Origin of the sequence: Mycolicibacterium holsaticum DSM 44478 = JCM 12374 (assembly GCF_019645835.1) — a bacterium.
In the GTDB taxonomy this organism is placed as follows: Bacteria; Actinomycetota; Actinomycetes; order Mycobacteriales; family Mycobacteriaceae; genus Mycobacterium; species Mycobacterium holsaticum.
In genome coordinates this window covers 1,833,660-1,857,317 of record NZ_CP080998.1, presented here as the reverse complement: position 1 = coordinate 1,857,317, position 23,658 = coordinate 1,833,660, and the positions used below count along the sequence as shown (strand labels likewise).

The window sequence follows — 23,658 nt, the reverse complement described above, 5'->3', positions numbered from 1 at the left end:
CGCGTTGCACGGCTATGCCGATCGATACACTCATCGGCGTGAACTTCGCGCGACGCGGCGGGGCCGCGGCCATGACGGTCGGTGCGCTGCTGGCGGGTGCGGTGTCCGTTCCCGCACAGGCCAGCCCACCGAGCTACGGCAGCAATGGGGTGTTCGGCGTGGGCAGCAACGCCGCCGACGGGTGGGCGACGGCCTACATTCAGCCCGGCCGTTACCGCGTCGACCAGGCGCCGAGCATGGCCCCCTACCAGAGCGCGCCGGGATTTTGGTACCGGTGTCATGCCTTCCCGTGCAGCCCGAGCTTTCCCGGCAGCATCATCGCCAGCGGTGCGGCCGTCAGAGACGCCCCGACCTTCATGGACATCCTGCCCAGCGACGTCGCGGTGGCATTGAACAACGTCACGCTGACGGCCGCCAACTGAACGTCGGCACCGCCGCTCTACGCTGTGCATCGTGTCTGATCTTGTGTTGGTCCACATCGAGGACCGCGTCGCCGTCGTCACCGTCAACGATCCCGACCGCCGCAACGCGGTGACGGTCGACATGTCCGCGCAGCTTCGCGCCGCTGTCGACGCCGCCGAAGCCGACCCGGACGTGCACGCGCTCGTCGTCACCGGCGCCGGTAAGGCCTTCTGCGCGGGCGCCGATCTCAGCGCGCTCGGCGAGGCGACCGAGGACGGCCTGCTGAAGATCTACGACGGTTTCCTGGCCATCGCCAACTGTGCGCTACCGACCATCGCCGCGGTCAACGGCGCGGCCGTCGGGGCCGGCCTGAACCTGGCGCTGGCCGCCGACGTGCGGATCGCGGGCCCGGCAGCCCTGTTCGACTCGCGGTTCTTGAAGCTGGGCATCCATCCCGGCGGCGGCGCCACCTGGATGTTGCAGCGCGCGGTCGGTCCGCAGGTGGCGCGCGCGGCGTTGCTGTTCGGCATGCGTTTCGACGCCGACGCGGCCGTACGCCACGGCCTGGCACTCACCGTCGCCGAGGATCCGGTCGCGGCCGCCCGCGAACTGGCGGCGAACCCGGCCGGTGCACCGCGCGACGTCGTCCTCGCGACCAAGGCCTCCATGCGTGCCACGGCCAACCCCGGCGTCATCGACACCGATCAGCACCGCATCGCGGTCGACACCGAACTCGGGCCGCAGGCCACGTCGATCCTGTCCCCGGAATTCGCCGAACGGCTGGCCGCCGCCAAGCGCAAATAACGCGACTTGTGGAGCCGCACCCGCGGTGAGCGCGGCTCACGCTCCACAAATCCGTGGGGCTACGCGTCCAGCAGCGCCAACTCCGGCGTTTCGATCAGCTCACGCAGCTCAGTCAGGAACGCCGCGACCTGCGCGCCGTCGGCCACACGATGGTCGAACGCGCAGGTGAGTTTCATCGTCGGACGGGCCAGCACCTCACCGTCGACGACGACGGGACGCGGTCGCAGCGACCCCATCCCGAGAATGGCCCCCTCCGGATAGTTGATCACCGGCACTCCGTCGTCCAGACCGAGCGCCCCGAAGTTCGACACCGTGAACGTCGACCCCTGCAGCTCCCCCGGCCGAAGCGCGCCCGCGCGAGCGTCCCGGATCAACGCCGCCACCACGGCGGCCAGTTCGCGCGTCGTCTTGTCCTGCGCGTCGCGCACCACCGGAACCAGAAGCCCGCGCGGTGTGGCCACCCCGAAGCCCAGATGCACCGCCGAGTGCAGATGGATCTGCGGCCCTTCGGTGGTGTCGACCCAGGTCGCGTTGAGGTCGCGGTGGTGGCGCAGCGCGATCGTCAACAACCGCAGCGTCAACACGAACGGGCTGATCGGCTCGCCGTGGCGGTCCAGCCGGTCGCGCAGCGCAAGCAGGCGGGTCGCATCAACCTCTACCCCGGCGTGGGCATCCGGTATCTCCCTGCGCGACAACGCTATTCGCTGAGCCATTGCGGCGTGCACTCCGCTGACCGCCACCATGTCCGCGACGGGCGCGACCCGGCCCGCCGCGGCCAGGACGTCCGCACGGGTGATCACACCGTCGGCGCCCGAACCGGTCAACGCGTTCAGGTCGACGTTCAACTCGGCGGCCAGCTTGCGCACCGCCGGTTTGGCCCGTGGCCGGTTGGGCGCGGCGCGCCTGCTGCTGTCCATTTCGTCGTCCGCGCCGTAACCGACCAGCACCGGTGTGCGTTTTCCCCCGGCGGCGGTTTCGAAGCGCACCAACACCGCGCCGACGTCGAGGGTTTCGCCTTCGGCGCCACCGAGTTCGACGATGCGGCCCGCGTACGGGCTGGGGATCTCCACCTCGGCCTTGTTGGTCTCGACGGTGCACAGCGTCTGGTTCAGTTCGACGTCGTCGCCGACCGCGACGGCCCATCCGGTGATCGTCGCGTCGTCGAGCCCCTCACCGAGATCGGGGACCAAAAACTCCCGCACCGTCATGGTTGCCCCAAGGTTCGGTCGACGCAGTCGAGTAACCGGTCGACGCCGGGCAGCCACAGCTTCTCCAGCCGGGCAGGCGGGTACGGGGTGTCAAAACCGGTGGCGCGCAGCACCGGTGCCTCCAGGTCGTAGAACAGTTCCTCTTGGAGCCGCGCGGCCAGTTCCGCGCCGAACCCCAGCGTGCGCGGACCTTCGTGCATCACCACCGCGCGACCGGTGCGCCGTACCGAATCCGCGACCGTGTCGAAGTCCAGGGGGTTCAGCGAGCGCAGATCGATCACCTCGATGCGCCAACCGCGCTGCTCGGCGGCGATCTCGGCCGCGCTCAACGCCGTCGCGACCAACGGGCCGTAGGTCACCACGGTGACGTCATCGCCGCCACGCCGGATCGCTGCCCGCCCGATCGGCAGGCCGACCACCTCGGTGTCGACCGGTTCGCGCGCCCAGTACCGCCGCTTGGGTTCGAGGTACACGACCGGGTCGGAGCTGCTGATCGCCTGTCGCAGAAGCCAATACGCGTCTGACGGGGTCGACGGCACCACCACCTTGAGCCCGGCGGTGTGCAGCCAGTAGGTCTCGGTCGACTCGGAATGGTGTTCGACGGCGCCGATCCCGCCGAACGACGGGATGCGGATGGTCACCGGCATCGCGATATCACCGCGGGTGCGCATCCGGTACTTCGCCAGGTGGCTGACGATCTGATCGAACGCCGGCGCGGCGAACCCGTCGAACTGAATCTCCGGAACAGGGATCAGGCCGCGGACCGCCATGCCGATCGCGATGCCGACGATCGCCGACTCCGCCAGCGGGGTGTCGAAGCACCGCTGCGCGCCGAAGGTTTCGGCTAACCCCTCGGTGACCCGGAACACCCCGCCGAGCGTCGCGACGTCCTCGCCGAACACCAGCACCCGCTCGTCGGCGGCCATCGCATCGTGCAGCGCCCGATTGATCGCCTGCACCATCGTCAGCGTCGGGGCCACCGGCACCGGGGTCAGCACCGGCCTGCGGGGTTCGTCTTCGCCGTGCGCGGCGGGGCGCTCGATGATCTGTGTCACCTCACACCTCCTTGGCCAACTCGGCCAGCAGCTCGCGACGCTGGCTCACCAGATCCGGAGTGATGTCGTGATACACCGTGTCGAACATCTCCGCGACATCGAAATCGTCTGCGCCGACGACGGAGTCACGCAGTTCGGCACGCGACCGTTTCGACCTGGCTACGACGCGCTCCTCGAGCCGCTCGGTCCACACCCCGGCGTCCCTCAGATACGTGCGGTAGCGCTGGATCGGATCCCTTGCGGCCCAGTGCGCCACCTCGTCGGGATCGCGGTACCGGGTGGGGTCGTCGGAGGTGGTATGCGGACCCATCCGGTAGGTCACCGCCTCGATCAGCGTCGGACCCCCTCCTTGACGGGCCCGCTCGGCGGCCTCGGACACCACCGCGAAACTCGCCAGAACGTCGTTGCCGTCAACGCGGATACCGGGCATGCCATAGCCGATCGCCCGGTGCGCGATCGACGGCGCGGCCATCTGGTCGCTGACCGGTACCGAAATCGCCCACTGGTTGTTCTGCACGAAGAACACGCACGGCGCCTGGAACACCGCCGCGAGGTTCAGCGCCTCGTGCGCATCGCCCGTGCTGGTGGCGCCGTCGCCCAGGAACGCCAACGTCACCGAATCTTCGTCCAGCCGTTGGGCGGCCATCGCGGCGCCGACGGCGTGCAGTGCCTGGGTGCCGATCGGAATCGAAATCGGAGCAACGCACTTGTCGGTGAAACCCAGCCCGCCGTGCCATTTGCCGCGCCACACCGCCGCCATCTGGGCGGGGGTGATGCCGCGCAGCAGGAAAGCACCGATCTCGCGGTACTGCGGGAACAGCCAGTCGGTCTTGCGCAGGCATGCCGTCGCGCCGATCTGGGCGGCCTCCTGCCCGCGGCACGACGCGAACAGCGCCAGCTCACCTTGCCGCTGCAGGTTGACGAACTCGACGTCGAGTTCACGGGTGACGACCATCGACTCGTAGAGCCAGCACAGCGTCTCAGAAGGCAGATCGCGGCGGTATCGGGTCTCGGCGGTCGCTGTGCCGTCGGGCGCGACCAGTTGCACCAACTCCGACAATCCAGCCATACCGCCTCCTAGGGTCACTGGCGGCGGATCGCGCCGTCAGGCGACTGAGGTGCTCAGTGCGGAGGCGGTCAGAGCAAAACCCCTGGTTGGGGGTCCGTCCGTCAGCTACCGGGGTGTGGCGCCGACGCGACGATGCGCTCTGCTCGCCGCAGCACTGGGGCATCCACCATTATGCCCTCGAACTGAAAGACGCCCCGTTGGTCGCGGGCCGTGTCGAGCACGCGGCGCGCCCAGTCGAGCTGTTGATCGGTGGGCGTGTAGGCGGCCCGGATCACCGCCACCTGGGTGGGATGGATGGCCACCTTGGCGTCGAACCCGACCGCGACGGCGTCATCGGCTTCGGCCCGCAAACCGTCGAGATCCCTGATGTCCAGATACACCGAGTCCAGCGCCAGCCGCCCGTAGGCCTTGGCCGCGAGCAGGCTTTGCGACCGCACATGCCTGGCGACGTCGCGGTAGGTGCCGTCGGGCCAGCGGTTGGTGGTGCCGCCGGTGACGGCGAACAGATCCTCCGCGCCCCACATCACCGCGAACGCGTTGTCGACGCGCGCTGATTCAACCACGTTGAGCGCGCCGATCGGGGTTTCGACCAGGATCACCACATCCAGCGGCGCCAGTGCGGCCACCTGCTCGGCGGCCTCGGTCTTGGCCAGCATCACCGTCGTGTAATCGGTTGCCGCCAAAGTCTTTACGTCCAACTGATGGTCAGGTGTTCCGATCGGGTTGACCCGCACGACGGTGCGGGCGGGGTCAAGCGGGGTGTCGATCAGCGCCTTACGGGCCGCCTCGCGGTCTTTGGCCGCCACCCCGTCCTCGAGGTCGAGAATCACGACATCGGCTGCGGCTGCGGCCTTTTCGAATCGCTCGGGCCGGTCGGCCGGGCAGAACAGCCAGCCGGGGCCGGCCTTGTCGATCGCCATCAGGATTCGCCCTCCGGGCGCATCCGCACCATGGTCTTGCGCGACGCGGTGGCCACGATGTCGCCGTGCTGATTGCGTCCGGTGTGGGCGAACGTGACGATGCCCTCACCGGGCCGGCTCTTGGACTCGCGCTTGTCGGTGATCTCGGTTTCGGCGTAGAGGGTGTCCCCATGGAACAGCGGCTTCGGGAACGCGATCTCGGAGAACCCGAGGTTGCCCACGATCGTGCCCTGGGTCAGCTGCGCCACCGACAGGCCGACCAACGTCGACAACGTGAACATCGAGTTGATCAGCCGCTGATTGAACGGTGGCAGCGCATCGGAGAACGCCGCGTCGAGGTGCAACGCCTGGGTGTTCATCGTCAGCGTGGTGAACAGCACGTTGTCGGCTTCGGTGAGCGTGCGGCCAGGCCGGTGCTGGTACACCACCCCGATCTCGAACTCCTCGTACCACAGGCCCCGCTGGGTTACGACTTTCTTGGGGGCGTCTTCTCCGCTCACAGACCGAGTTCCCTTCCGATCAGCATCAGCTGCACTTCCGTTGTGCCCTCTCCGATCTCGAGGATCTTACTGTCGCGGAAGTGGCGGGCCACCGGGTACTCGTTCATGAACCCGTAGCCGCCGAAGATCTGGGTGGCGTCGCGGGCGTTGTCCATGGCGGCCTCGCTGGCCACCATCTTGGCGACCGCGGCGGCCTTCTTGAACGGCTTGCCCGCCAGCATCATCGCCGCCGCGTCGTAGTAGGCGGCGCGTGCTGTGTGCGCGCGGGCTTCCATCCGCGCGATCTTGAACGCGATCGCCTGGTTGGCGCCGATGGGGCGGCCGAACGCCTCACGCTCCTTGGCGTACTTGACGCTCTCGTCCACGCAGCCCTGCGCGGCTCCCACCGACAGCGCCGCGATGGCGATGCGGCCCTCGTCGAGGATGCGCAGGAAGTTCGCGTAGCCGCGGCCGCGTTCACCGAGCAGGTTCTCCTCGGGCACCCGCACATCGTCGAAGCTCAGCGGATGGGTATCCGAGGCGTTCCAGCCGACTTTGTTGTAGGCCGGTTCCGCGGTGAAACCCGGTGTCGGGACGGGCACCAGGATCGAGCTGATCTCCTTCTTGCTCGCTCCTTCCCCCGAGTCGTCCCCTGCCCTTCGGGCGTGGGCCCAGCGCTCCTGCCCCCTGGAACCGGTCTCCCCGGTGACCGCGGTGACCGTCACCAGCTTGGTGATGTCGGTGCCCGAGTTGGTGATGAACTGCTTGCTGCCGTTGATCACCCAGGTTGACCCGTCCAGCTTGGCGGTGGTTTTGGTCGCGCCGGCGTCGCTGCCGCCGCCCGGTTCGGTCAGGCCGAACGCGCCGAGCGCCTTGCCGCTGGCCAGCAGCGGCAGCCACTCCTGCTTCTGCGCGTCGCTGCCGAACCGGTAGACGGGCATCGCGCCCAGCGACACCCCGGCCTCGAGCGTGATCGCCACGCTCTGGTCGACCTTGCCGAGTTCCTCGAGCGCCAGGCACAGCGCGAAGTAGTCGCCGCCCATGCCGCCGTACTCCTCGGGGAACGGAAGGCCGAACAACCCCATGTCGGCCATCCCGGCGACGACTTCGTACGGAAACGAGTGCTCCTCATCGTGTTTCGCCGAAACCGGCGCCACCACCGACTGCGCGAAGTCGCGCACGGTCTTGGCCAGTTGCTCGTAGTGGTCGGGCAGCGTGCCCGTCGACAGAAAGTCGGTCATGCCTGCGGCTCCTTGCTTGCCGTTATCCGGGCCAGCACCTGGCCCACCTTCACTTGTTCGCCCGCGGCGACCAGCAGTTCGGCCACACCGTCGACGGGTGCGGTCAGCGCGTGTTCCATCTTCATCGCCTCCACGGTGACGACCACGGTGCCGGCATCGACCCGCTGACCGTCCGATACACCAACGGCGACAACTGAACCGGGCATCGGGCTGGTCAGCTCGGCATCGCCGGACAGTTCGTCGTCAGCGCGGACCGGCGCCTCACGCAGCTCTTCGACCATGGCGGTGCGCCCGGCGCCGGCCAACCAGATCTGGCCGTCGGTGGTGGTGACAAGGTAGTCGGTGCGCAGCCCGTCCAGCGTGACCGCAAGCCGCTCACCGTCCAATGACGCGGTCAGCGAGTGGGATTCACCGTGTTCGACGGCGGCGCTGGCCGCCGAAGGGCTGCCGGTGAGGTATACGTGGTCGGTGCGCGCACCGGAGCTCAGCCGGAACGTTGTCGGCGCCCGCTCGCCGACCCGCCAACCTGACGGCACCGCCCACAGATCGGCCGCCGGATTGGTCCAGCCGCGCAGCCAGTTGTAGGCCGCCGCGGCGATCAACGCCTCGTCGCCTGCGGGCGCGGGTTGGAAGTGCGGCGCGCGGCGGTCGAGCAACCCGGTGTCCAGACGGCCCGCGACGACGTCGGCGTCGGCGAGCAGAAAACGGAGGAACTCGATGTTGGTGATCACCCCGAGCACCGCGGTGTCGGCCAGCGCCGCGTCGAGCGCCCGGATGGCGTCGGGCCGGTCGGCGGCGTGTGCGATCACCTTGGACAGCATCGGGTCGTAGTCGCTGCCGATGACCGAACCGCGGATCAGACCCGAATCGACCCGGACGCCGGGCCCGCGGGGTTCGGCAAGCGCCAGCACGTCGCCGCCGGTCGGCAGGAAGCCACGGCCGGGATCCTCTGCGTACACCCGCGCCTCGATGGCGTGGCCGGTGATGATGACGTCGTCCTGGGTGATCGGCAGTTTCTCGCCCGCCGCGATGCGCACCTGCTGTTCGACGAGGTCGATGCCGGTGACCATCTCGGTCACCGGATGTTCGACCTGCAGGCGGGTGTTCATCTCCATGAAGAAGAACTCGTCGGGGCGGTCGGCGGACACGATGAACTCCACCGTGCCCGCGCCGGTGTAGTCCACGCTGCGCGCGGTGTCGCAGGCCGCCGCGCCGATGCGCGCCCGCGTCGCCGCGTCGAGCAGCGGGGACGGTGCTTCTTCGATCACCTTCTGGTGGCGCCGCTGCAGGCTGCATTCGCGTTCGCCGAGGTGCACCACGTTGCCGTATCCGTCGGCGAGCACCTGCACCTCGATGTGCCGCGGATTGAGCACGTAGCGTTCGAGGAACAGGGTGTCGTCGCCGAACGCGGCGCCGGCCTCGCGTCGTGCGCTGGTGAGCGCGGCGGGCAACTCCGCGGCCTCCTGCACGACGCGCATGCCCTTGCCGCCGCCGCCGGCCGACGGCTTGACCAGAACCGGATATCCGACGTCCTCGGCCCCGGCGATCAGGTCGGCGTCGGTCAGACCGGGCCGCGAAATCCCGGGCACGACGGGAACCCCGAAGGCCGACACGGCCGCCTTGGCCGCGATCTTGTCGCCCATCGTCTGGATCGCGGCGACGGGCGGCCCGATGAACACGATGCCGGTGTCCTGCAGCGCAGCCGCGAATTGTGCGTTCTCCGAGAGGAATCCGTAACCGGGGTGGATCGCCTGGGCGCCGGTGCGCTTCGCCGCGGCGATGACGGCGTCGATGTCGAGGTAGCTGTCGCGCGCGGGCGCGGGGCCGATGTGCACCGCGGTGTCGGCCTCGGTGACGTGGCGCGCGCCGGCATCGGCGTCGCTGAAGACCGCGACCGACCGGATTCCCATCGCGCGCAGCGTGCGGATGACCCGCACCGCGATCTCGCCGCGGTTGGCGACCAGCACTGTGTGAAGAGCAGCCACGTTCATCACATCCGGAAAACGCCGTAGGAAACCGGGTCGAGCGGGGCTTGCCCGGCGATTGAAAGCGCCAGGCCCAGCACCGTTCTGGTGTCGGCGGGGTCGATGACCCCATCATCCCACAGCCGCGCTGTCGAGTAGTAGGGGTTGCCCTGGTCCTCGTACTGCTGGCGGATCGGGGCCTTGAAGTTCTCCTCCTCTTCCGGGGTCATCTCACCGCGCACCGTCGCCAGCACCGAGGCGGCCTGTTCGCCGCCCATTACCGAGATCCGGGCGTTGGGCCACATCCACAGGAACCGCGGCGAGTAGGCCCGACCGCACATCGAATAGTTGCCCGCACCGTAGGACCCGCCGATCACGACGGTCAGCTTGGGCACTCGCGCGCACGCCACCGCGGTGACCATCTTGGCGCCGTGCTTGGCGATTCCGCCTGCCTCGTAGTCACGGCCCACCATGAAGCCGGAGATGTTCTGCAGGAACAGCAGCGGGATGACCCGCTTGTCACACAGCTCGATGAAATGCGCGCCCTTCAGTGCGGATTCGCTGAACAACACCCCGTTGTTGGCGATGATGCCGACCGGATGGCCGTGGATGCGGGCGAACCCGGTGACCAGCGTGCTGCCGTAATCGGCCTTGAATTCCGAGAACTCGCCGCCGTCGACGATGCGCGTGATCACCTCGTGCACGTCGTAGGGCACCCGCGAGTCCACCGGCACGACGTCGTAGAGTTCGGTCTGATCGGCCACGGGGTCGACCGTCGGCGTTACGTCCCACGGCGGTTCGGCACGCGGGCCCAACGTCGCCACGATGCGTCGGACGATGCGCAGCGCGTCGCGGTCGTCGTGTGCCAGATGATCGGTCACCCCGGAGGTTTTGGAGTGCAGGTCCCCGCCACCGAGTTCTTCTGCGGTCACCACTTCACCGGTGGCGGCCTTCACCAGCGGTGGGCCGCCCAAAAAAATGGTGCCCTGGTTGCGCACGATGACGGCTTCGTCGCTCATCGCGGGCACGTACGCACCGCCCGCAGTGCATGATCCCAGCACCGCGGCGATCTGCGCGATGCCCTGCGCACTCAGGTTGGCCTGGTTGTAGAAGATCCGGCCGAAGTGCTCACGGTCGGGGAACACCTCGTCTTGGCGCGGCAGGAACGCACCGCCGGAGTCGACGAGATAGATGCACGGCAACCGGTTCTGTCCGGCGATCTCCTGGGCACGCAAGTGCTTCTTGACCGTGACCGGATAGTAGGTGCCGCCTTTCACGGTGGCGTCGTTGGCGACGATCATGCACTCGCGCCCGGACACCCGGCCGATCCCGGCGATCATGCCCGCGCCGGGGCACTCGTCGTCGTACATGCCGTCGGCGGCCAGCGCGGCCACCTCCAGAAACGGGCTGCCCGGATCGAGCAGACCGTCGACGCGGTCCCGCGGCAGCAGCTTGCCGCGGCTGACATGTCGTTCGCGGGCACGTTCGGATCCGCCGAGCGCGGCGGTGGCCAGTTTGGCCCGCAGCTGCTCGACGAGTTCGACATGCTTCTCGCGATGTGAAACCCGCGTTGCCATCGAGGGAAACCCGTTTCAGTTGAGTTAATGGCGACTAACCGAAGTGGATGTTAGTTATCATTAACCGAAATGTCCACCGTCGCTCGCGTTGAAACGCCCCGCAGCCGACGCAAGTCCGATCGTCGCGGGAAGCTGCTCGCGGCCGCTGAGCGGTTGATCGCCGACCGCGGGTACCTTGCCGTGCGCCTCGAGGACATCGGGTCGGCCGCAGGGGTCAGCGGACCGGCCATCTACCGGCACTTCCCGAACAAGGAAGCGCTGCTGGTCGAACTGCTGGTGGGCATCAGCACGCGCCTGCTGGCCGGCGCCAGAGCGGTCGTCGAACAAGCCGGCGACCCGCACGAGGCGTTGGACGGTCTGGTCGACTTCCATCTCGACTTCGCGCTCGGGGAACCGGACCTGATCCGTATCCAGGACCGCGATCTGGCGCATCTACCCGCTCCTGCGAAGCGTCAGGTGCGCAAGGCTCAGCGTCAGTATGTGGAGATCTGGGTGGAGCAACTAAGGCACCGCGGCGTCATGGAGAAGGAGGCGCGGCTGATGGCCCATGCGGCGTTCGGCTTGATGAACTCCACACCCCATGCGCTCAAGGCGCACGGCGCCAACGGGATCGAACCGGCACGCTCCCGTGACGTGCTGCGCGCAATGACGTTGGCAGCGCTGACGTAACGGTGCCCAGCAACGACAGCGGCGGCCACCCGTGATGGGTGACCGCCGCGTCCGACGTCGGGGTTAATACCAGGCACGCCGGCCGGCGACCGGGCGCCCGACGCTGCCGAGCAGCCAGAACACCGCGCCGATGACGATCAACGCGATGCCGACATACATCAACGGCGTCCACAGGAAATATCCCAACACCGCCAGGACGATTCCGAGCACAATCATCACGCCACTCCTTCGTTATTAGCTGCCGCTGTCAGGCAACAGCTTTGGGATAGAGCCCCGAAGCGCTGGGCTCGGGGATGTTGCAATCAACCTTCGGGTTCACACCCGCGTAGTTGAGCGGCCCGACCAGAACCGTCAAGGCCGTCCGCGCCGCCGTGGCGCAGTTGGCATCGCCGGTCTGAAAATAACCGCGCTGATAGGCGGCCAACACACCGATCAGCAACCAAATGAGTACGACGACACCGATAATTCCTCGCATGCTGCGCCTCCATCCGTGTGGTCACCGCCATTGGCGTAGCTGTGATTTACCCTGGCGCCAATTGCGGTAAACCTCCGAAGCGCACCGACTGCGTCAACGGTGCAAGGAAGGTGAAAACGCTGCGAGAAGCCACTCGCTCATGGCTTTGAGCAGCACAGCGCGGTTCTCCCGTTTATCGATCTCGTGACCGTCGTCGTCGAAAACCAGGTATTCCGTGGTGCGGCCCAATGCTCGCAACGCGTCAAACATTTGCTGAGATTCACTGGGCGGCACGTTGGTGTCGTTCGCACCGTGCACGAGTAGCAACGGTGCGACGAGCTCTTGCACCCGTTGCAACGGAGACAGCGCCGCCAGCAGGTCCCGGTCGCTGACGGGGTGGCCGTACTTGGGATAAGCCGCCGCGGCGATCCACGGTTCGGTGTTGCGGTACCACGTGTTCAAGTCGCTCATACCGCAGATGCTGATGCCCGCGGCAAACAGGCTCGGGTGAAAGGTGAGCGCGGCCTGGGTGAGGTAGCCACCGTAGGACCATCCGCAACATGCGATGCGGTCGGCGGGTGCGTGGTGGTGCTCGACGAGAAAGTCGACGGCGTCGGCGACGTCGTCGATGGCGGCGAACCTGCGTTCCTTGTCGTCGGCGTGCATGAAGGTGCGCCCGAACCCGCCGGAGCCCCGCACGTTCGGCAGGAACACCGTGATCCCGGCTTCCACCAACGCCGGAAAGAATTCGTTGTAGCCGGGCCGGCCCTGGCCCTCGGGTCCACCATGCAGGAACAGCATCGCCCCGATCGGGTCCACCCCGTCCGGCGGGCGGAACAACCAACCGCTGAACTTCAGCCCGTCGCGAGCGGTGATGGTCTCCAACGTCGGGTCGGTGCTCACCGGCCCGAGGCTGGGCTCGCGGTCGACGAGCTCCCACTCCCCCGTGCGCGGATCGACCAGTTCGACGGTCGGCGGCGATGACGGCCCCTCGACCGTCATCGCCAGCATCGACCCGCCCGCGCTGATGCTCAGCTGGCTGGCCACCATGCCGGGCAACGGAATCGGGTCGTGCAGTGTGTTATCGGCCAGTTCGAGGATCTGTAATTCGCTGGCACCATGGATGTTCCACAGCATGGCCACCGTCGAAAGGTCGTCACTGACGGTGAACTCGTCGAGTTCGTGTTCGGCGCGCTCGGCGAGCACCTGATAGGTCACCCCGTCTGCGGTGGCGGTGACTTCGAGCAGACGCGCGTATTCCGCACCGTTCTCACTGCGGATAAGGGCACGCACATAGCCCTCGGTGCTGTCATCCTCGAACTCCGTTGCGGGCTGGTATCTCTCGGTGAACTCCCCTTCGGGACCGGAGCGTAACCGGCGCGGCAAATGGTCGTCGAGGATGAGCCCGGTGTCCGTGGTGGAGCCGGGATCGTATGGCAGCAGCATGATCTCGATTCCGGCGCGCAGCATGATCAGATCCCGGTACCCACGCGGGCCGACGCGCACCAGCGCTACCCCGGCCCAGGCGTCGACCAGCCGACCACTGGAGCGTCGGTCCAGCACGGTGGTCTCGCCGGTGGCGGGGTCGATCAGACAGGAACTTCCGACGCCGTCATCGCCGGTCAGGATCGCCGCCACCTGGGTACCGTCCCAATTGATCAGCTCGGCGGTGCCCTCCTGGGCGCCCTCGGGCCACGAATCGATGCGCCGCGCGTCACGGTCGTCGGGATCAGTTGTCACGACCCAGATCTGGCTTCGGGTGCTGCCTTCGGGGGCGACCTGACACGCCAGCCAATGCCCGTCGGCGGAGTGCATGACCCGGGTGACGGGTCCCTCGACGGGCAGTTCGACGTCACGCGAGGACGTCGCGCGCCAGCCGCGCAGGAAGCGCTGCACCGCGCGGGGAAAGCCGCCGTCGTCGACGAGGTGCGCGAACGCGGTCGCGTCCGGCGACATCGACGCTCCGTAGACCCGGCGAACCTGTTGCCCCACCCCTCGTATTGTCCATAGCCCAGCGTCGGCTGCGACCCGGCACGTAGAAGTGCCAGGTCGCAGCGTCGCTCGTCGGCGTCAGCGGGGCTGATGAGAGGCTTGCAGATCGCGGCGGCGGGGTTTGAGCGCTCGCACAGGTACCCTCGCAGCCATGAGGTGGGCATGACGGATTCACGCCGCGACGGGCCCGACCCGTCTCAGCCGCAGAGCAGCGGTTACACCGGCTATGTCGATCCGGCTTATGCGAGCCAGGCGGGTTACGGCCCCACCTACCAGGCGCCGGTCGGTCCCGCGCCGACCGAGCAGATGACGGGGTATTCGCCCTACGGCTATGACCCCTACACCGCCGGACAGTACGGGCAGCAGTATCCGCCGCCCGGCGCGCCGATCGACGAACCACCGCCAGAGGAGCCCGAGGCGCCGCGGTGGTTGTGGGTGCTGGCCGGTGTCGCGGTGGTGACCGTCGTGGGGCTGGTCGTCGCCCTGGTGATCGTCAACGTGAACCGATCCCGGCAGGAAACCGTCGTCGCACCGCCCTCGATGCAGGAGCCCAGGTTCACCACCCGGACGCCGACGACCACGCCGCCCCGGCCCACCGTCCCGGTGGTGCCGGCGCCCACAGTGCCCCGCACCCCACCGCCGACCGGGACCACGGGCCCGCGGGCGACCGAAACGGTGCTCTACAACGTCACCGGTAGCGGTCGCGCGATCAACATCACCTACGTCGATTCCGGCGGGATGTTGCAGACCGAGTTCAACGTGATGCTGCCGTGGAGTAAGCAAGTTCAATTGGCCGCGCCGGCAGAGGGTTCGGCGAGTATCAGCATCATCAACGTCGGCCGCGAGGTGTCCTGCTCGATCACGGTCAACGGCGCGGTCGTCGAGCAGCGCACCGGCGCCGGGCTGACCATCTGCACGGCGCTCGGCTAACCCGTCGTCGCGCGCTGCGGCACCCGCACGGCCAGCATCGCCAGCAGACCGGCCAGCAGCACCACCAGCAGCCCGCCCATGCCTGCGCGATCGCTACCGAATACGGCGATGAACGTCGAGAACAGAAACGGCGCCAGGTACGACACGGCTCGGCCGGTGGTGGTGTAGAGACCGAAGGCGATGCCCTCCTTGCCTTCGGCCGATATCCGCAGCATCAGCGTCCGCGCCGCCGACAGCGTCGGCCCGATGAACAGGCACAGCAGCAGCCCGCAGACCCAGAACGCCAACGGCCCGGACAGCACCATCAGCGTGATGCCGACGGCGATCATCGCCGTCAGCGAGGTGACGATGACGGCCTTGGCGCCGAACCTGTCGTCGAGCAGTCCGCCTGCCACGGCGCCGACAGCGGCCACGACGCTGGCACTGACCCCGAACAGCAGCACGTCGGCCGCCGAGACGCCGTACACGTTCACGCCCAGCACCGCGCCGAACGCGAAGATGCCGGTGAGCCCGTCGCGAAACACGGCGCTGGCGATCAGGTAGTAGACCACGTTGTGGTCGCGCCGCCACTCGGCGCTGATCTCGGTCCACAGGGTGCGATATCCGCTGAAGAAACCGGCCCTGACGCTGGGCTGCGCCCCGTGCCCCGGGCTTCGCACCGCGATGACGACCGGCAGCGCGAACAACCCGAACCAGACGGCGGTCAACAGCATTGCGGCCCGGACATTTTGGCCGTCCTCGATCGGAAGCCCCAAAAGGCCACGGGTGTCACCGTCGCCGGAGACGAAACCGAAGTAGACGATCAGCAGCAAGACGACGCTGCCGAAATAGCCAAGTCCGAGGCCCAATCCGGATATCTGACCCGATGTCTTGGGGGTGGACAGCTGACGCAGCATCGCGTTGTAGGGCACCGTCGCCAACTCGTTGCAGGCCGACGCGCCGGCCAGCAGCAGCAGCCCGGGCAGCAGGTACTGGTAGTCGTCGCCGATCAGGCTCATCGCCGCGGTCAGCAGCAGCGCGAGGCCGCTGAGCACTCCCAGGACGCGGCGGCGCCGCCACGGTGCGTCGACCCACACCCCGGTCACCGGGGCCAGCAGAGCGACCACCAGGCCGGCGCCCCCCAGCGCCCAGCCCAGCCAGCTCGCGGGGCTGGCGCCCCCCGGTAGGTCGTCGCCCACGGCGTTGGTCAGGTAAACCGAGAACACGAAGGTCACGACGATCGCGTTCAACCCCGTCGCGCCGAAGTCCCACAGGGCCCACGCGAACACCTGCCGTTTGGCCGCGAGCTGCGGCGCCGCCGCCGGGCGGGTGTCGCTCATGCTGGCCCACGATATAGTCCGCCCCATGCCAGTACCTGCTCCCACCGCGGACGCCCGTGCTGTTGTCACCGGCGCGTCGCAGAACATCGGTGAGGCGTTGGCCATCGAGCTCGCCGCCCGCGGGCACCACCTCATCGTCACGGCTCGCCGCGAGGACGTGCTCAAGTCGCTGGCACAGCGGATCACCGAACGCTACGGCGTGACGGTCGAGGTGCGTGCGGTGGACCTGGCCGACCCGGCGGCGCGCGCCGAGTTCTGTGACGAGCTGGCCGCGCGCCACATCTCCATCCTGTGCGCCAATGCAGGCACCGCGACGTTCGGCCCGGTCGCCGAATTGGATCCGGCCGGGGAAAAAGCCCAGGTTCAGCTGAATGTCCTTGGCGTGCATGACCTTGTGCTCGCCGTGGTGCCGGGGATGGTGCAGCGTCGGGCCGGGGGCATCCTGATTTCCGGTTCAGCGGCGGGCAATTCACCGATTCCGAACAACGCCACCTACGCGGCCAGCAAGGCGTTCGTCAACACGTTCAGCGAGTCGCTGCGCGGTGAGCTCAAACGTGTCGGCGTGCACGTCACGCTGTTGGCGCCCGGCCCGGTGCGTGAAACCCTACCTTCGGAGGAAGAACAGTCGCTCGTCGAGAAGCTGATCCCCGATTTCCTGTGGATCTCCACCGAGTACACCGCGAAGCTGTCGCTGGATGGCTTGGAGCACAACAAGATGCGGGTGGTGCCCGGCGTGACGTCCAAGGCGATGTCGGTGGCCAGCGGCTACAGTCCGCGCGCGATCGTCACGCCGATCGTGGGCGCGGTGTACAAGAAACTCGCAGGCGGCTGAGCGCTGTTGCCGCGAAATAGCATTCCAGGTCGTCGATTCACCGAAATCACAGCCCGGAATGCTATTTCGGCGCGGTCTGCCGATCAGCGCCTGCGACGGCGCCCGGTGCCGAAGATGCTGCGGGTGATCTCGCGGCCGATGACGGTGCCCGCCGAGCGCATCGCGCTCTTGAACGCGGGGCTGTCCATCATCTTCTCCAGCATGCCCGGCTCCGCGGGCGGGGCGGGCATCGGCGGCACGGGCATCGGCATTTCCGGTACCGGCACTTCCGGGGGTGCGGCGGCCACGTCAGGCGGCGGTGCGAGCTTGGCGGCCAGCCGCTCGTAGGCCGAGTCGCGGTCCACGGTCTGCCCGTACTCGGCCTGCAGTGGGCTGGCCTTGGCGGCGGCGGTGATCGCGTCGTTGCCGATGGTGTCCATCAGCGACCGCGGCGCCCGCATCCGGGTCCAGGCCACCGGTGTCGGCGCGCCCTTCTCTGAGAGGACGGTGACAACCGCCTCGCCGATACCCAGCGATGTCAACGCCGACTCCAGGTCGTACACCTTGGTTTTCGGGTAGGTGCGCACGGTTCGCGACAGCGCCTTCTGGTCGTCGGGGGTGAACGCGCGCAACGCATGCTGGATGCGCGCACCGAGTTGGGAGAGCACGTCGTTGGGGACGTCGGTGGGTAGCTGGGTGCAGAAGAACACGCCGACACCTTTGGATCGGATCAGCTTGACGGTCTGTTCGACCTGCTCGAGGAACGCCTTGGACGCGTCGGTGAACAGCAGGTGCGCTTCATCGAAGAAGAACACCAGCTTGGGCTTGTCGAGGTCGCCGACCTCGGGCAACGACGTGAACAGGTCGGCCAGCACCCACATCAGGAAGGTGGAGAACAGCACCGGCCGGGTGGCCTGGCTGCCGAGTTCGAGCAGGGTGATGACGCCGCGGCCCTGCTCGTCGAAGCGCAACAGGTCGGTGGGCTCCAGCTCGGGTTCGCCGAAGAACGTGTCACCGCCCTCGGCCTCGAGGTTCACCAGGGCGCGCAGGATCACCCCGGCCGTCGTCGTCGACACCGCACCGAGCGATTTCAGCAGGGGCTTGCCCTCGTCGCTGGTGAGGTAGGAGATGACCGACCGCAGGTCCTTGAGGTCCAGCAGCGGCAACCCTTGCTGATCGGCCCAGTGAAAGATCAGCCCGAGGGTGGATTCCTGGGTCTTGTTGAGGCCCAAAACCTTTGAGAGCAGGATCGGGCCGAAGCTGGAGATCGTCGCGCGTACCGGCACCCCGCCGCCGCTGGTGCCGAGCGTGAGGAACTCGACCGGGTACGCGGTGGGTGTCCAGCTGTCGGCGGTGTCGGCGGCCCGCTGGTCGATCTTGTCGCCGGCCTGCCCCGGCCGCGAAAGCCCCGACAGGTCGCCCTTCACGTCGGCCATCAGGCACGGCACGCCCGCAGCGGAGAGTTGTTCGGCGATCAGTTGCAGGGATTTGGTCTTGCCCGTCCCGGTGGCGCCTGCGACCAGGCCGTGCCGGTTGATCGTCGCCAGCGGAATGCGGACCTGCGCAGACGGGTCACACACCCCGTCCACGACGACCGCGCCCAGCTCAAGCGCCTGGCCTTCGATGGCGTATCCGGCGGCGATCTGCTGAGCGGAGGTGCCCGTCGGCTCAGTCGTCATGGTCGAAAACAGTACTGTGATCGTCTGAGGCGAGCCATGGGCCCACGGCCGAAAGGCGGGGGATGACAGGAAGAGATGCTGTGCGGGACGAACTGGTGTGGATCGACTGCGAGATGACGGGGCTGGATCTGGCGTCAGACCGGCTCATCGAGATCGCGGTGCTGGTGACCGATGCCGACCTCAATATCCTCGGTGACGGTCTCGACGTCGTCATCCACACCGATGATCAGGCGTTGTCGTCGATGATCCCCGTCGTCACCGAGATGCACACGAAATCGGGGCTGATCGAGGAGGTCCGCACCTCGACCGTCGACGTCGCCGCGGCGGAGGAGATGGTGCTCGACTACATCCGCACGCACGTCAAACAGGCCAAGACCGCGCCGCTGGCCGGCAACTCGATCGCCACCGACCGCGGCTTCATCGCCCGCGACATGCCCAAGCTCGACGATTTCCTGCATTACCGGATGATCGACGTCAGCTCCATCAAGGAACTCTGCCGGCGCTGGTACCCCAGGATCTACTTCGGCCAGCCCGAGAAGGGCCTCGCGCACCGCGCCCTGGCCGACATTCACGAGTCGATCCGTGAGTTGCGCTACTACCGGCGTACCGCGTTCGTACCCCCGCCCGGGCCTTCGACCAGCGACATCGCCGCGATCGCAGCCGAACTAGGGACCAACGGCACCGACGCGAACGTTATCGATTCGGCCGGACAGCGCCCGAGCGGATAGTATCGACGACGCCGCAGCAACACGCCGCGGCAATGGTGGCTGTAGTTCAGTTGGTAGAGCACCAGGTTGTGATCCTGGCTGTCGCGGGTTCGAGTCCCGTCAGCCACCCCAACTGTGAACATCGCCCCACCTGCGCTTTAGCGGGTGGGGCGGTGGTCGTTCAGGGGTTCATGCAACGAAATATGCAATAGCGAGCGAGCTCCGCGAGTAGGGCCGCGTTCCGGCCGCGACCACAAGCCAGTCTCCGTTGGCAAGGTGTAGCCGATCTCTCGACGGAGACGCCGGGCCGTAGCATCCGGTGGATGCCGCTTAGTAACGGGGCGGACTTCGCTGGCTACCGCATTATCCGGCTGCTTGGGTCCGGCGGTATGGGCGAGGTCTATCTTGCTCAGCACCCGAGGCTGCCACGCCACGATGCACTGAAGCTCCTGCCGAAGGAGTGGTCGGCAGACCCGCAGTATCGGTCCCGGTTCAGTCGTGAGGCGGATCTTGCGTCGACCTTGTGGCATCCGAACATCGTCGGAGTCCATGATCGCGGCGAGCACGATGGCCAACTCTGGATCGCGATGGACTTCGTCGACGGTCAGGATCTAAGCCTTCAGCTGTCCGAGAGGTATCCCGCCGGACTGCCCGCGGACCAGGTGATCCCGATAGTCGCCGCCGTTGCGAGCGCACTCGATTATGCGCACACGCGCGGGCTGCTTCACCGCGACGTGAAGCCGGCCAACATCCTCCTCACTGAGGACGAAGAAGGCGATCAGCGCGTACTGCTTGCCGATTTCGGCATCGCCAGGAACATCGACGACGTCAACGGCCTGACGACTACGAACACGACAGTGGGCACGGTCGCTTACGCCGCACCCGAACAGTTGATGGGCGAGCAGATCGACGGGCGCGCGGATCAGTACGCTTTGGCGGCCACCGCTTACCACCTCTTGACCGGCGCTCCCCTTTTCCCGAATTCGAACCCTGCTGTTGTGATCAGCAAGCACTTGAATTCACCTGCACCCGCGCTTAGCGATACTCGCGCCGATCTCGCTGCACTGGATCCAGCTCTTTTGAAAGCCCTATCCAAGTCGCCAGCAGACCGGTACATCCGATGTGTTGACTTCGCACGGGCACTGGAGGCCAGAACCAGCGTTGACTCAACAGCCCGGCGGTCTAGTGCGCCAACACAACTGGCATTGGTCCGGCGTCGGGACGCGCCCACATCGACGACGGCTGCGCGACAAGCCATCAGGCGCTGGTTGATTCCGACCATCGCAGCCGCGGTGGTCATTCTTCTGGCCGGCACCCTATTGCTGTGGCGCCCTTGGTCCGACCGCAATACTTCCGACGGCGACCCGTCGACCCCCTCTTCATTGACCACGCCGGGAATGAGTCCGACCCGGGGTCCTATGGATCCGTTCTCGCCACCGGCGCCATCGCCCACTTCATTGGCCCCGGTACCGGCGACGGCTACACAGCCACCGGTGGAGAACGGTTACGCACTCACGGCATGCTTCAACTCGAACGATCCGCCGACGGATCGGCCCACGACCGCAGAATTACTCTTCTGTGCGAGCGGAGGGCTCTCACTGCAAGACATCACCTGGACCGCCTGGGGCCGAGACGGTGCGGATGGCAGCGGCATCGCTGTTTTCAACGTCTGCGAGCCGAGCTGCGCAGAGGGCTACCGTGTTTCGAATAAGGTAGTTCTGCGAGCCTGGAATCCGCAGCCCGCGAGCGCGTCGTCTGGATGTCCGTCGAACCTGCTGTACTACACCGACATCATCATCGCGTTCCCAATGAGCGTGCCGCCGGCCGAGGCGAGAATGCCCCCCAACACCCGATACTTGGGAATGCCCGCGCTGCAATATTCCAGCGAGCCAAACCCGACGCCTCCGGCTGAGTCGATGGGAACTGTGAGTTGCTACTGATGACACAACGGCCGCCAGCGGCGAAGCGGTCCACCGGCGACCGCTGCATCGTCGGTGTGACATGGGAGTAGATGTCCATCGTCGTGGTGAACGTCGTGTGCCCGAAACGTTTCGGGACCACCGTCGGGTTCTCCCGCACCTCCAGCAGCACCGCCGCGTGCGTATGGCGAGACCGTGGAGGGTGATCACCGGCAGCGCGTCGGTTCCCAGCTCCTTGCGGTCCGGCTGCAGGTCCGAAGCCCAGTGAGTTAACGAACGCGGCTCGGCCTGGATCATCACGAAGCTCGATCGGCTCTCTCCCCTAGCCGATATAAACGATCAGAATCGTGCCTTGGTTATTCGTGCCCAGACAACGCATCGCTTGTGGCCACACATCCGTAACCGCGGAAATGCAGTGCATCACGTATGACTGATGCGTTACCGGGCTGTAGGCAACAACCGTGGGGCCTGGATGGGAATACCAAGACGAACGGACACTGTCGGCGAAGGCGCAACTAGTGTCGCCGGATGCAACCCCACTCAAGCCTGATGGGCAGATCTTGAAATTCTCGACAGGGCCTGCGGCCGCAGGCGGGGGTTTGACCACCGGCGGCGGGGGCGTGTCACGGACAAAGTTGAACGCGCCCGGCGGAGTTTCCCACAGCGTGTTGTTTTCGTCGGATGTGACTTCGACAGGAACCTCATGCGACTCTCCATCCGAAGTTCGTATCCTGGCGATGCCCTTGTACTCGTTGCCCGACTTGTGAACGAGCTCCACTTTCATAACCTGCAACCCTGACAAGCCAGGGTCGGAGTCCAGATCCTTCTGCATCGAGGCTTGCACCGACTTCGAGATCATCTCGATAGACGGCAGCGCATGCGTGGTGGGCGCAGGCGGTTGGACGGGGACGGGCACCGCAACAGTCGGCGGGGCTGGTGCGGTCAGCTGCCGCGGCCACAACACCACACCCAATGTCACAGCGGAGGCGATACCAGCGACACCGACGGCTAGGTGTTCTTCGCGGGCAGGTTGTGAACGCTGAGGCGTTCGATTGGTGACTTTCCCTTGATGCCGGTGTGGGGTCGGTGGTGATTGTAGTGATGGATCCATGCCTGGTAGGTCGCGGCGCGGGCTTCGTCGGTGAGGTAGGTCTGGGCGTAGGCCCATTCCTGGTTGAGGGTGCGGTTGAACCGCTCGACTTTGCCGTTGGTCTGCGGCCGGTACGGACGGGTCCTCTTGTGTTGGACCTGGGTGCCCAAGGCCTCGGCGAAAACCTTTGACCGATAACAGGATCCGTTATCGGTCAGCACCCGCTTGATCACGATTCCATGATCAGAGAAGTGCTGCCTGGCGCGTTTCCAGAAAGCGGCGGCGGTCTCTTTTCGTTCATCGTCGAGGATCTCGGAGTAAGCCAGCCGAGAGTGGTCATCAACGGCATGGTGCAAAAAGGCGTAGCCGCGGCCCTGCTTGTTGTTGTTCCGGTTGCCGACCGTGCGCCCGAGCTTGCGGTGGCCACCGCCATCAGGGATACGACCAAGCTTCTTGATGTCCACGTGCACCAGATCCCCCGGCGCAGCATGTTCATATCGGCGCGGTTTGGGCCGGCGCACCGCCAGGCCGGTGTTCTGATCCAGATGGCACAACAGCGGCATCCGGTAACGGCCCAGTACAGCCTGCACCGTCGAGCGCGACAGATGCAGGTGATAGGCGATGCGGTGCGGTCCCCACCGCCGGGTGAAGCGCAGGTTGATAATCCGCCGTTCGGTCTTCTTGGGAGTCCGGTTCGGACTGGCGTGCGGACGGCTCGAGCGGTCACCCATCGCCGCGACACCACCGGCACGGTAGCGGTCGGCCCACTTCTTGGCCGTCGCCGGCGAGCATTGGAACCGCTCAGCAGCCCGGCGCAGCGGCCAGCCCTGATCGACAACGCAGCAAGCCAACCGCAATCGGCCCTTCGGGGTCAACAAGGCATTAGCGTGAGACATGAGGACCTCTCGGTGATCGATGTGAGTGTGGTAACCACACCGATACCGGAGGTCCTCACCTACTTCCTCACGCCACGCCGTCCACAACCTGCCTGGTCATTACAGCTAGGGCTGCGGGCACCAGCCAGCTCCGCTGCTTCGTGGGTGCCAGCTCGGGTGCGGGGAATTCCTCTGCTGGCCGACCCCAGTGTGCACCCTCAAGCGGCGGATACCACCCCGGCTCCGACATATTGACCCCCGGAAATTGACCGCCTGGAAAATTCCTGTGAGAAACGGTACGCCGATCTGCGTTGGAGCCGCGTTGTTCCAAACAACACCCGCCACCGCGTAGGTCCATTCCATGCAACGCCGACGTTGCATGGCGGTGTATCTACCGGACCTACAAGGTAGTTAGCAAAGCCTGACCATCGCAGATCAGGGAGTAGTTTTGCTTCTCAATGCAAGGATCCACCCCACGCATGGGTGTTCGAGTC

22 protein-coding genes and 1 tRNA gene are annotated in these 23,658 nt (G+C 66.7%); 8 read left to right on the top strand and 15 right to left on the bottom strand.

The features are described from left to right. Positions 1 to 71: 71 nt before the first annotated feature. Together K3U96_RS09000 and K3U96_RS08995 are read left to right on the top strand one after the other, a co-directional pair. Entirely contained in the window at positions 72 to 422 is a 351-nt protein-coding gene (locus K3U96_RS09000) for a hypothetical protein (RefSeq protein ID WP_069405027.1), read from the top strand. 31 nt (positions 423 to 453) lie between these two features. Beyond that, on the top strand, positions 454 to 1,206 hold the full coding sequence (locus tag K3U96_RS08995) for an enoyl-CoA hydratase (protein WP_220692771.1): 753 nt from the start codon (positions 454 to 456) through the stop codon (positions 1,204 to 1,206). A 59-nt stretch (positions 1,207 to 1,265) separates the two neighbouring features. Here K3U96_RS08995 and K3U96_RS08990 read toward each other — a convergent pair whose 3' ends face one another. The 8 genes from K3U96_RS08990 to K3U96_RS08955 all read right to left on the bottom strand — a co-directional run bounded on the left by K3U96_RS08990 (position 1,266) and on the right by K3U96_RS08955 (position 10,719). Then, positions 1,266 to 2,414, bottom strand: coding sequence for a dihydrolipoamide acetyltransferase family protein (locus K3U96_RS08990; RefSeq protein WP_220692770.1), 1,149 nt, complete (start codon positions 2,412 to 2,414; stop codon positions 1,266 to 1,268). Next, entirely contained in the window at positions 2,411 to 3,469 is a 1,059-nt protein-coding gene (locus tag K3U96_RS08985; RefSeq protein ID WP_372515070.1) for an alpha-ketoacid dehydrogenase subunit beta, read from the bottom strand. Before K3U96_RS08985 ends, K3U96_RS08990 begins: the two co-directional genes overlap by 4 nt. Before the next feature lies 1 nt (position 3,470). Further along, a complete protein-coding gene (pdhA, locus tag K3U96_RS08980; protein WP_220692769.1) occupies positions 3,471 to 4,538 on the bottom strand; it encodes a pyruvate dehydrogenase (acetyl-transferring) E1 component subunit alpha in 1,068 nt (355 codons plus the stop codon). 101 nt (positions 4,539 to 4,639) lie between these two features. Further along, entirely contained in the window at positions 4,640 to 5,458 is an 819-nt protein-coding gene (locus tag K3U96_RS08975; RefSeq protein WP_220692768.1) for an HpcH/HpaI aldolase/citrate lyase family protein, read from the bottom strand. Next, positions 5,458 to 5,958, bottom strand: a complete 501-nt coding sequence (locus K3U96_RS08970; RefSeq protein WP_069405023.1) for a MaoC family dehydratase — start codon at positions 5,956 to 5,958, stop codon at positions 5,458 to 5,460. Before K3U96_RS08970 ends, K3U96_RS08975 begins: the two co-directional genes overlap by 1 nt. After that, entirely contained in the window at positions 5,955 to 7,178 is a 1,224-nt protein-coding gene (locus tag K3U96_RS08965; protein ID WP_220692767.1) for an acyl-CoA dehydrogenase family protein, read from the bottom strand. Before K3U96_RS08965 ends, K3U96_RS08970 begins: the two co-directional genes overlap by 4 nt. Continuing rightward, positions 7,175 to 9,163, bottom strand: a complete 1,989-nt coding sequence (locus K3U96_RS08960) for an acetyl-CoA carboxylase biotin carboxylase subunit (protein ID WP_372515069.1) — start codon at positions 9,161 to 9,163, stop codon at positions 7,175 to 7,177. The genes K3U96_RS08965 and K3U96_RS08960 overlap by 4 nt, the downstream gene beginning before the upstream one ends. Before the next feature lie 5 nt (positions 9,164 to 9,168). Continuing rightward, positions 9,169 to 10,719, bottom strand: coding sequence for a carboxyl transferase domain-containing protein (locus K3U96_RS08955; protein WP_069403748.1), 1,551 nt, complete (start codon positions 10,717 to 10,719; stop codon positions 9,169 to 9,171). Between the two features lie 69 nt (positions 10,720 to 10,788). Here K3U96_RS08955 and K3U96_RS08950 point away from each other — a divergent pair, with 69 nt between their 5' ends. Beyond that, positions 10,789 to 11,388: an SACE_7040 family transcriptional regulator gene (locus K3U96_RS08950; protein ID WP_069403747.1), complete on the top strand. Its 600-nt coding sequence runs from the start codon at positions 10,789 to 10,791 to the stop codon at positions 11,386 to 11,388. 63 nt (positions 11,389 to 11,451) lie between these two features. Here the strand turns inward: K3U96_RS08950 and K3U96_RS08945 are convergent, their stop codons facing one another. From K3U96_RS08945 to K3U96_RS08935, 3 genes are all read right to left on the bottom strand, one after another. Continuing rightward, positions 11,452 to 11,604 carry a hypothetical protein gene (locus K3U96_RS08945; protein WP_165614087.1) on the bottom strand — a complete coding sequence of 51 codons (153 nt, stop codon included), beginning with the start codon at positions 11,602 to 11,604 and terminating at the stop codon, positions 11,452 to 11,454. Between the two features lie 31 nt (positions 11,605 to 11,635). After that, positions 11,636 to 11,863 carry a hypothetical protein gene (locus tag K3U96_RS08940; RefSeq protein ID WP_069403746.1) on the bottom strand — a complete coding sequence of 76 codons (228 nt, stop codon included), beginning with the start codon at positions 11,861 to 11,863 and terminating at the stop codon, positions 11,636 to 11,638. A gap of 93 nt (positions 11,864 to 11,956) precedes the next feature. Continuing rightward, the gene (locus K3U96_RS08935) at positions 11,957 to 13,798 is read right to left on the bottom strand and encodes an alpha/beta hydrolase family protein (protein ID WP_220692765.1); all 1,842 of its coding nucleotides are present in this window, start codon (positions 13,796 to 13,798) and stop codon (positions 11,957 to 11,959) included. Between the two features lie 198 nt (positions 13,799 to 13,996). On the opposite strand from K3U96_RS08935, the gene K3U96_RS08930 reads away from it, so the two are divergent. After that, positions 13,997 to 14,764 (top strand): MmpS family transport accessory protein, encoded by a 768-nt coding sequence (locus K3U96_RS08930; protein ID WP_220692764.1) that lies wholly within the window; start codon positions 13,997 to 13,999, stop codon positions 14,762 to 14,764. Here the strand turns inward: K3U96_RS08930 and K3U96_RS08925 are convergent. Further along, positions 14,761 to 16,083, bottom strand: coding sequence for an MFS transporter (locus tag K3U96_RS08925; protein WP_220692763.1), 1,323 nt, complete (start codon positions 16,081 to 16,083; stop codon positions 14,761 to 14,763). The two genes, K3U96_RS08930 and K3U96_RS08925, sit on opposite strands and share 4 nt — an antisense overlap. A gap of 25 nt (positions 16,084 to 16,108) precedes the next feature. Between K3U96_RS08925 and cmrA the strand changes: the two genes are divergently transcribed. Further along, complete coding sequence (gene cmrA, locus K3U96_RS08920; RefSeq protein WP_069403744.1) at positions 16,109 to 16,915, top strand: mycolate reductase; 807 nt, start codon at positions 16,109 to 16,111, stop codon at positions 16,913 to 16,915. Positions 16,916 to 16,998: 83 nt separating this feature from the next. Here the strand turns inward: cmrA and K3U96_RS08915 are convergent, their stop codons facing one another. Then, the gene (locus tag K3U96_RS08915) at positions 16,999 to 18,573 is read right to left on the bottom strand and encodes a helicase HerA-like domain-containing protein (protein ID WP_069403743.1); all 1,575 of its coding nucleotides are present in this window, start codon (positions 18,571 to 18,573) and stop codon (positions 16,999 to 17,001) included. Between the two features lie 80 nt (positions 18,574 to 18,653). Between K3U96_RS08915 and orn the strand changes: the two genes are divergently transcribed. The 3 genes from orn to K3U96_RS08900 all read left to right on the top strand — a co-directional run bounded on the left by orn (position 18,654) and on the right by K3U96_RS08900 (position 21,220). Next, entirely contained in the window at positions 18,654 to 19,301 is a 648-nt protein-coding gene (gene orn / locus K3U96_RS08910; RefSeq protein WP_069403742.1) for an oligoribonuclease, read from the top strand. Positions 19,302 to 19,336: 35 nt separating this feature from the next. After that, a tRNA-His gene (locus tag K3U96_RS08905) sits at positions 19,337 to 19,412 on the top strand. Between the two features lie 191 nt (positions 19,413 to 19,603). Then, on the top strand, positions 19,604 to 21,220 hold the full coding sequence (locus K3U96_RS08900) for a serine/threonine-protein kinase (protein WP_220692762.1): 1,617 nt from the start codon (positions 19,604 to 19,606) through the stop codon (positions 21,218 to 21,220). Between the two features lie 301 nt (positions 21,221 to 21,521). Here K3U96_RS08900 and K3U96_RS08895 read toward each other — a convergent pair whose 3' ends face one another. Together K3U96_RS08895 and K3U96_RS08890 are read right to left on the bottom strand one after the other, a co-directional pair. Beyond that, positions 21,522 to 22,178, bottom strand: coding sequence for a hypothetical protein (locus K3U96_RS08895; protein ID WP_131815051.1), 657 nt, complete (start codon positions 22,176 to 22,178; stop codon positions 21,522 to 21,524). A 29-nt stretch (positions 22,179 to 22,207) separates the two neighbouring features. After that, the gene (locus K3U96_RS08890; RefSeq protein ID WP_220693458.1) at positions 22,208 to 23,185 is read right to left on the bottom strand and encodes an IS481 family transposase; all 978 of its coding nucleotides are present in this window, start codon (positions 23,183 to 23,185) and stop codon (positions 22,208 to 22,210) included. Positions 23,186 to 23,658 lie beyond the last annotated feature (473 nt).

What these genes read in the sequence shown, in the direction of transcription:
- K3U96_RS08915 (WP_069403743.1), bottom strand. Translation starts at nt 18,573, where the DNA reads ATGACGACTGAGCCGACGGGCACCTCCGCTCAGCAGATCGCCGCCGGA.
- K3U96_RS08890 (WP_220693458.1), bottom strand. Translation starts at nt 23,185, where the DNA reads ATGTCTCACGCTAATGCCTTGTTGACCCCGAAGGGCCGATTGCGGTTG.
- pdhA (WP_220692769.1), bottom strand. Translation starts at nt 4,538, where the DNA reads ATGGCTGGATTGTCGGAGTTGGTGCAACTGGTCGCGCCCGACGGCACA.
- K3U96_RS08965 (WP_220692767.1), bottom strand. Translation starts at nt 7,178, where the DNA reads ATGACCGACTTTCTGTCGACGGGCACGCTGCCCGACCACTACGAGCAA.
- K3U96_RS08925 (WP_220692763.1), bottom strand. Translation starts at nt 16,083, where the DNA reads ATGAGCGACACCCGCCCGGCGGCGGCGCCGCAGCTCGCGGCCAAACGG.
- cmrA (WP_069403744.1), top strand. Translation starts at nt 16,109, where the DNA reads ATGCCAGTACCTGCTCCCACCGCGGACGCCCGTGCTGTTGTCACCGGC.
- K3U96_RS08940 (WP_069403746.1), bottom strand. Translation starts at nt 11,863, where the DNA reads ATGCGAGGAATTATCGGTGTCGTCGTACTCATTTGGTTGCTGATCGGT.
- K3U96_RS08975 (WP_220692768.1), bottom strand. Translation starts at nt 5,458, where the DNA reads ATGGCGATCGACAAGGCCGGCCCCGGCTGGCTGTTCTGCCCGGCCGAC.
- K3U96_RS08930 (WP_220692764.1), top strand. Translation starts at nt 13,997, where the DNA reads ATGACGGATTCACGCCGCGACGGGCCCGACCCGTCTCAGCCGCAGAGC.
- K3U96_RS08900 (WP_220692762.1), top strand. Translation starts at nt 19,604, where the DNA reads ATGCCGCTTAGTAACGGGGCGGACTTCGCTGGCTACCGCATTATCCGG.
- K3U96_RS08950 (WP_069403747.1), top strand. Translation starts at nt 10,789, where the DNA reads ATGTCCACCGTCGCTCGCGTTGAAACGCCCCGCAGCCGACGCAAGTCC.
- K3U96_RS08935 (WP_220692765.1), bottom strand. Translation starts at nt 13,798, where the DNA reads ATGTCGCCGGACGCGACCGCGTTCGCGCACCTCGTCGACGACGGCGGC.
- K3U96_RS08990 (WP_220692770.1), bottom strand. Translation starts at nt 2,414, where the DNA reads ATGACGGTGCGGGAGTTTTTGGTCCCCGATCTCGGTGAGGGGCTCGAC.
- K3U96_RS09000 (WP_069405027.1), top strand. Translation starts at nt 72, where the DNA reads ATGACGGTCGGTGCGCTGCTGGCGGGTGCGGTGTCCGTTCCCGCACAG.
- K3U96_RS08945 (WP_165614087.1), bottom strand. Translation starts at nt 11,604, where the DNA reads ATGATTGTGCTCGGAATCGTCCTGGCGGTGTTGGGATATTTCCTGTGG.
- K3U96_RS08955 (WP_069403748.1), bottom strand. Translation starts at nt 10,719, where the DNA reads ATGGCAACGCGGGTTTCACATCGCGAGAAGCATGTCGAACTCGTCGAG.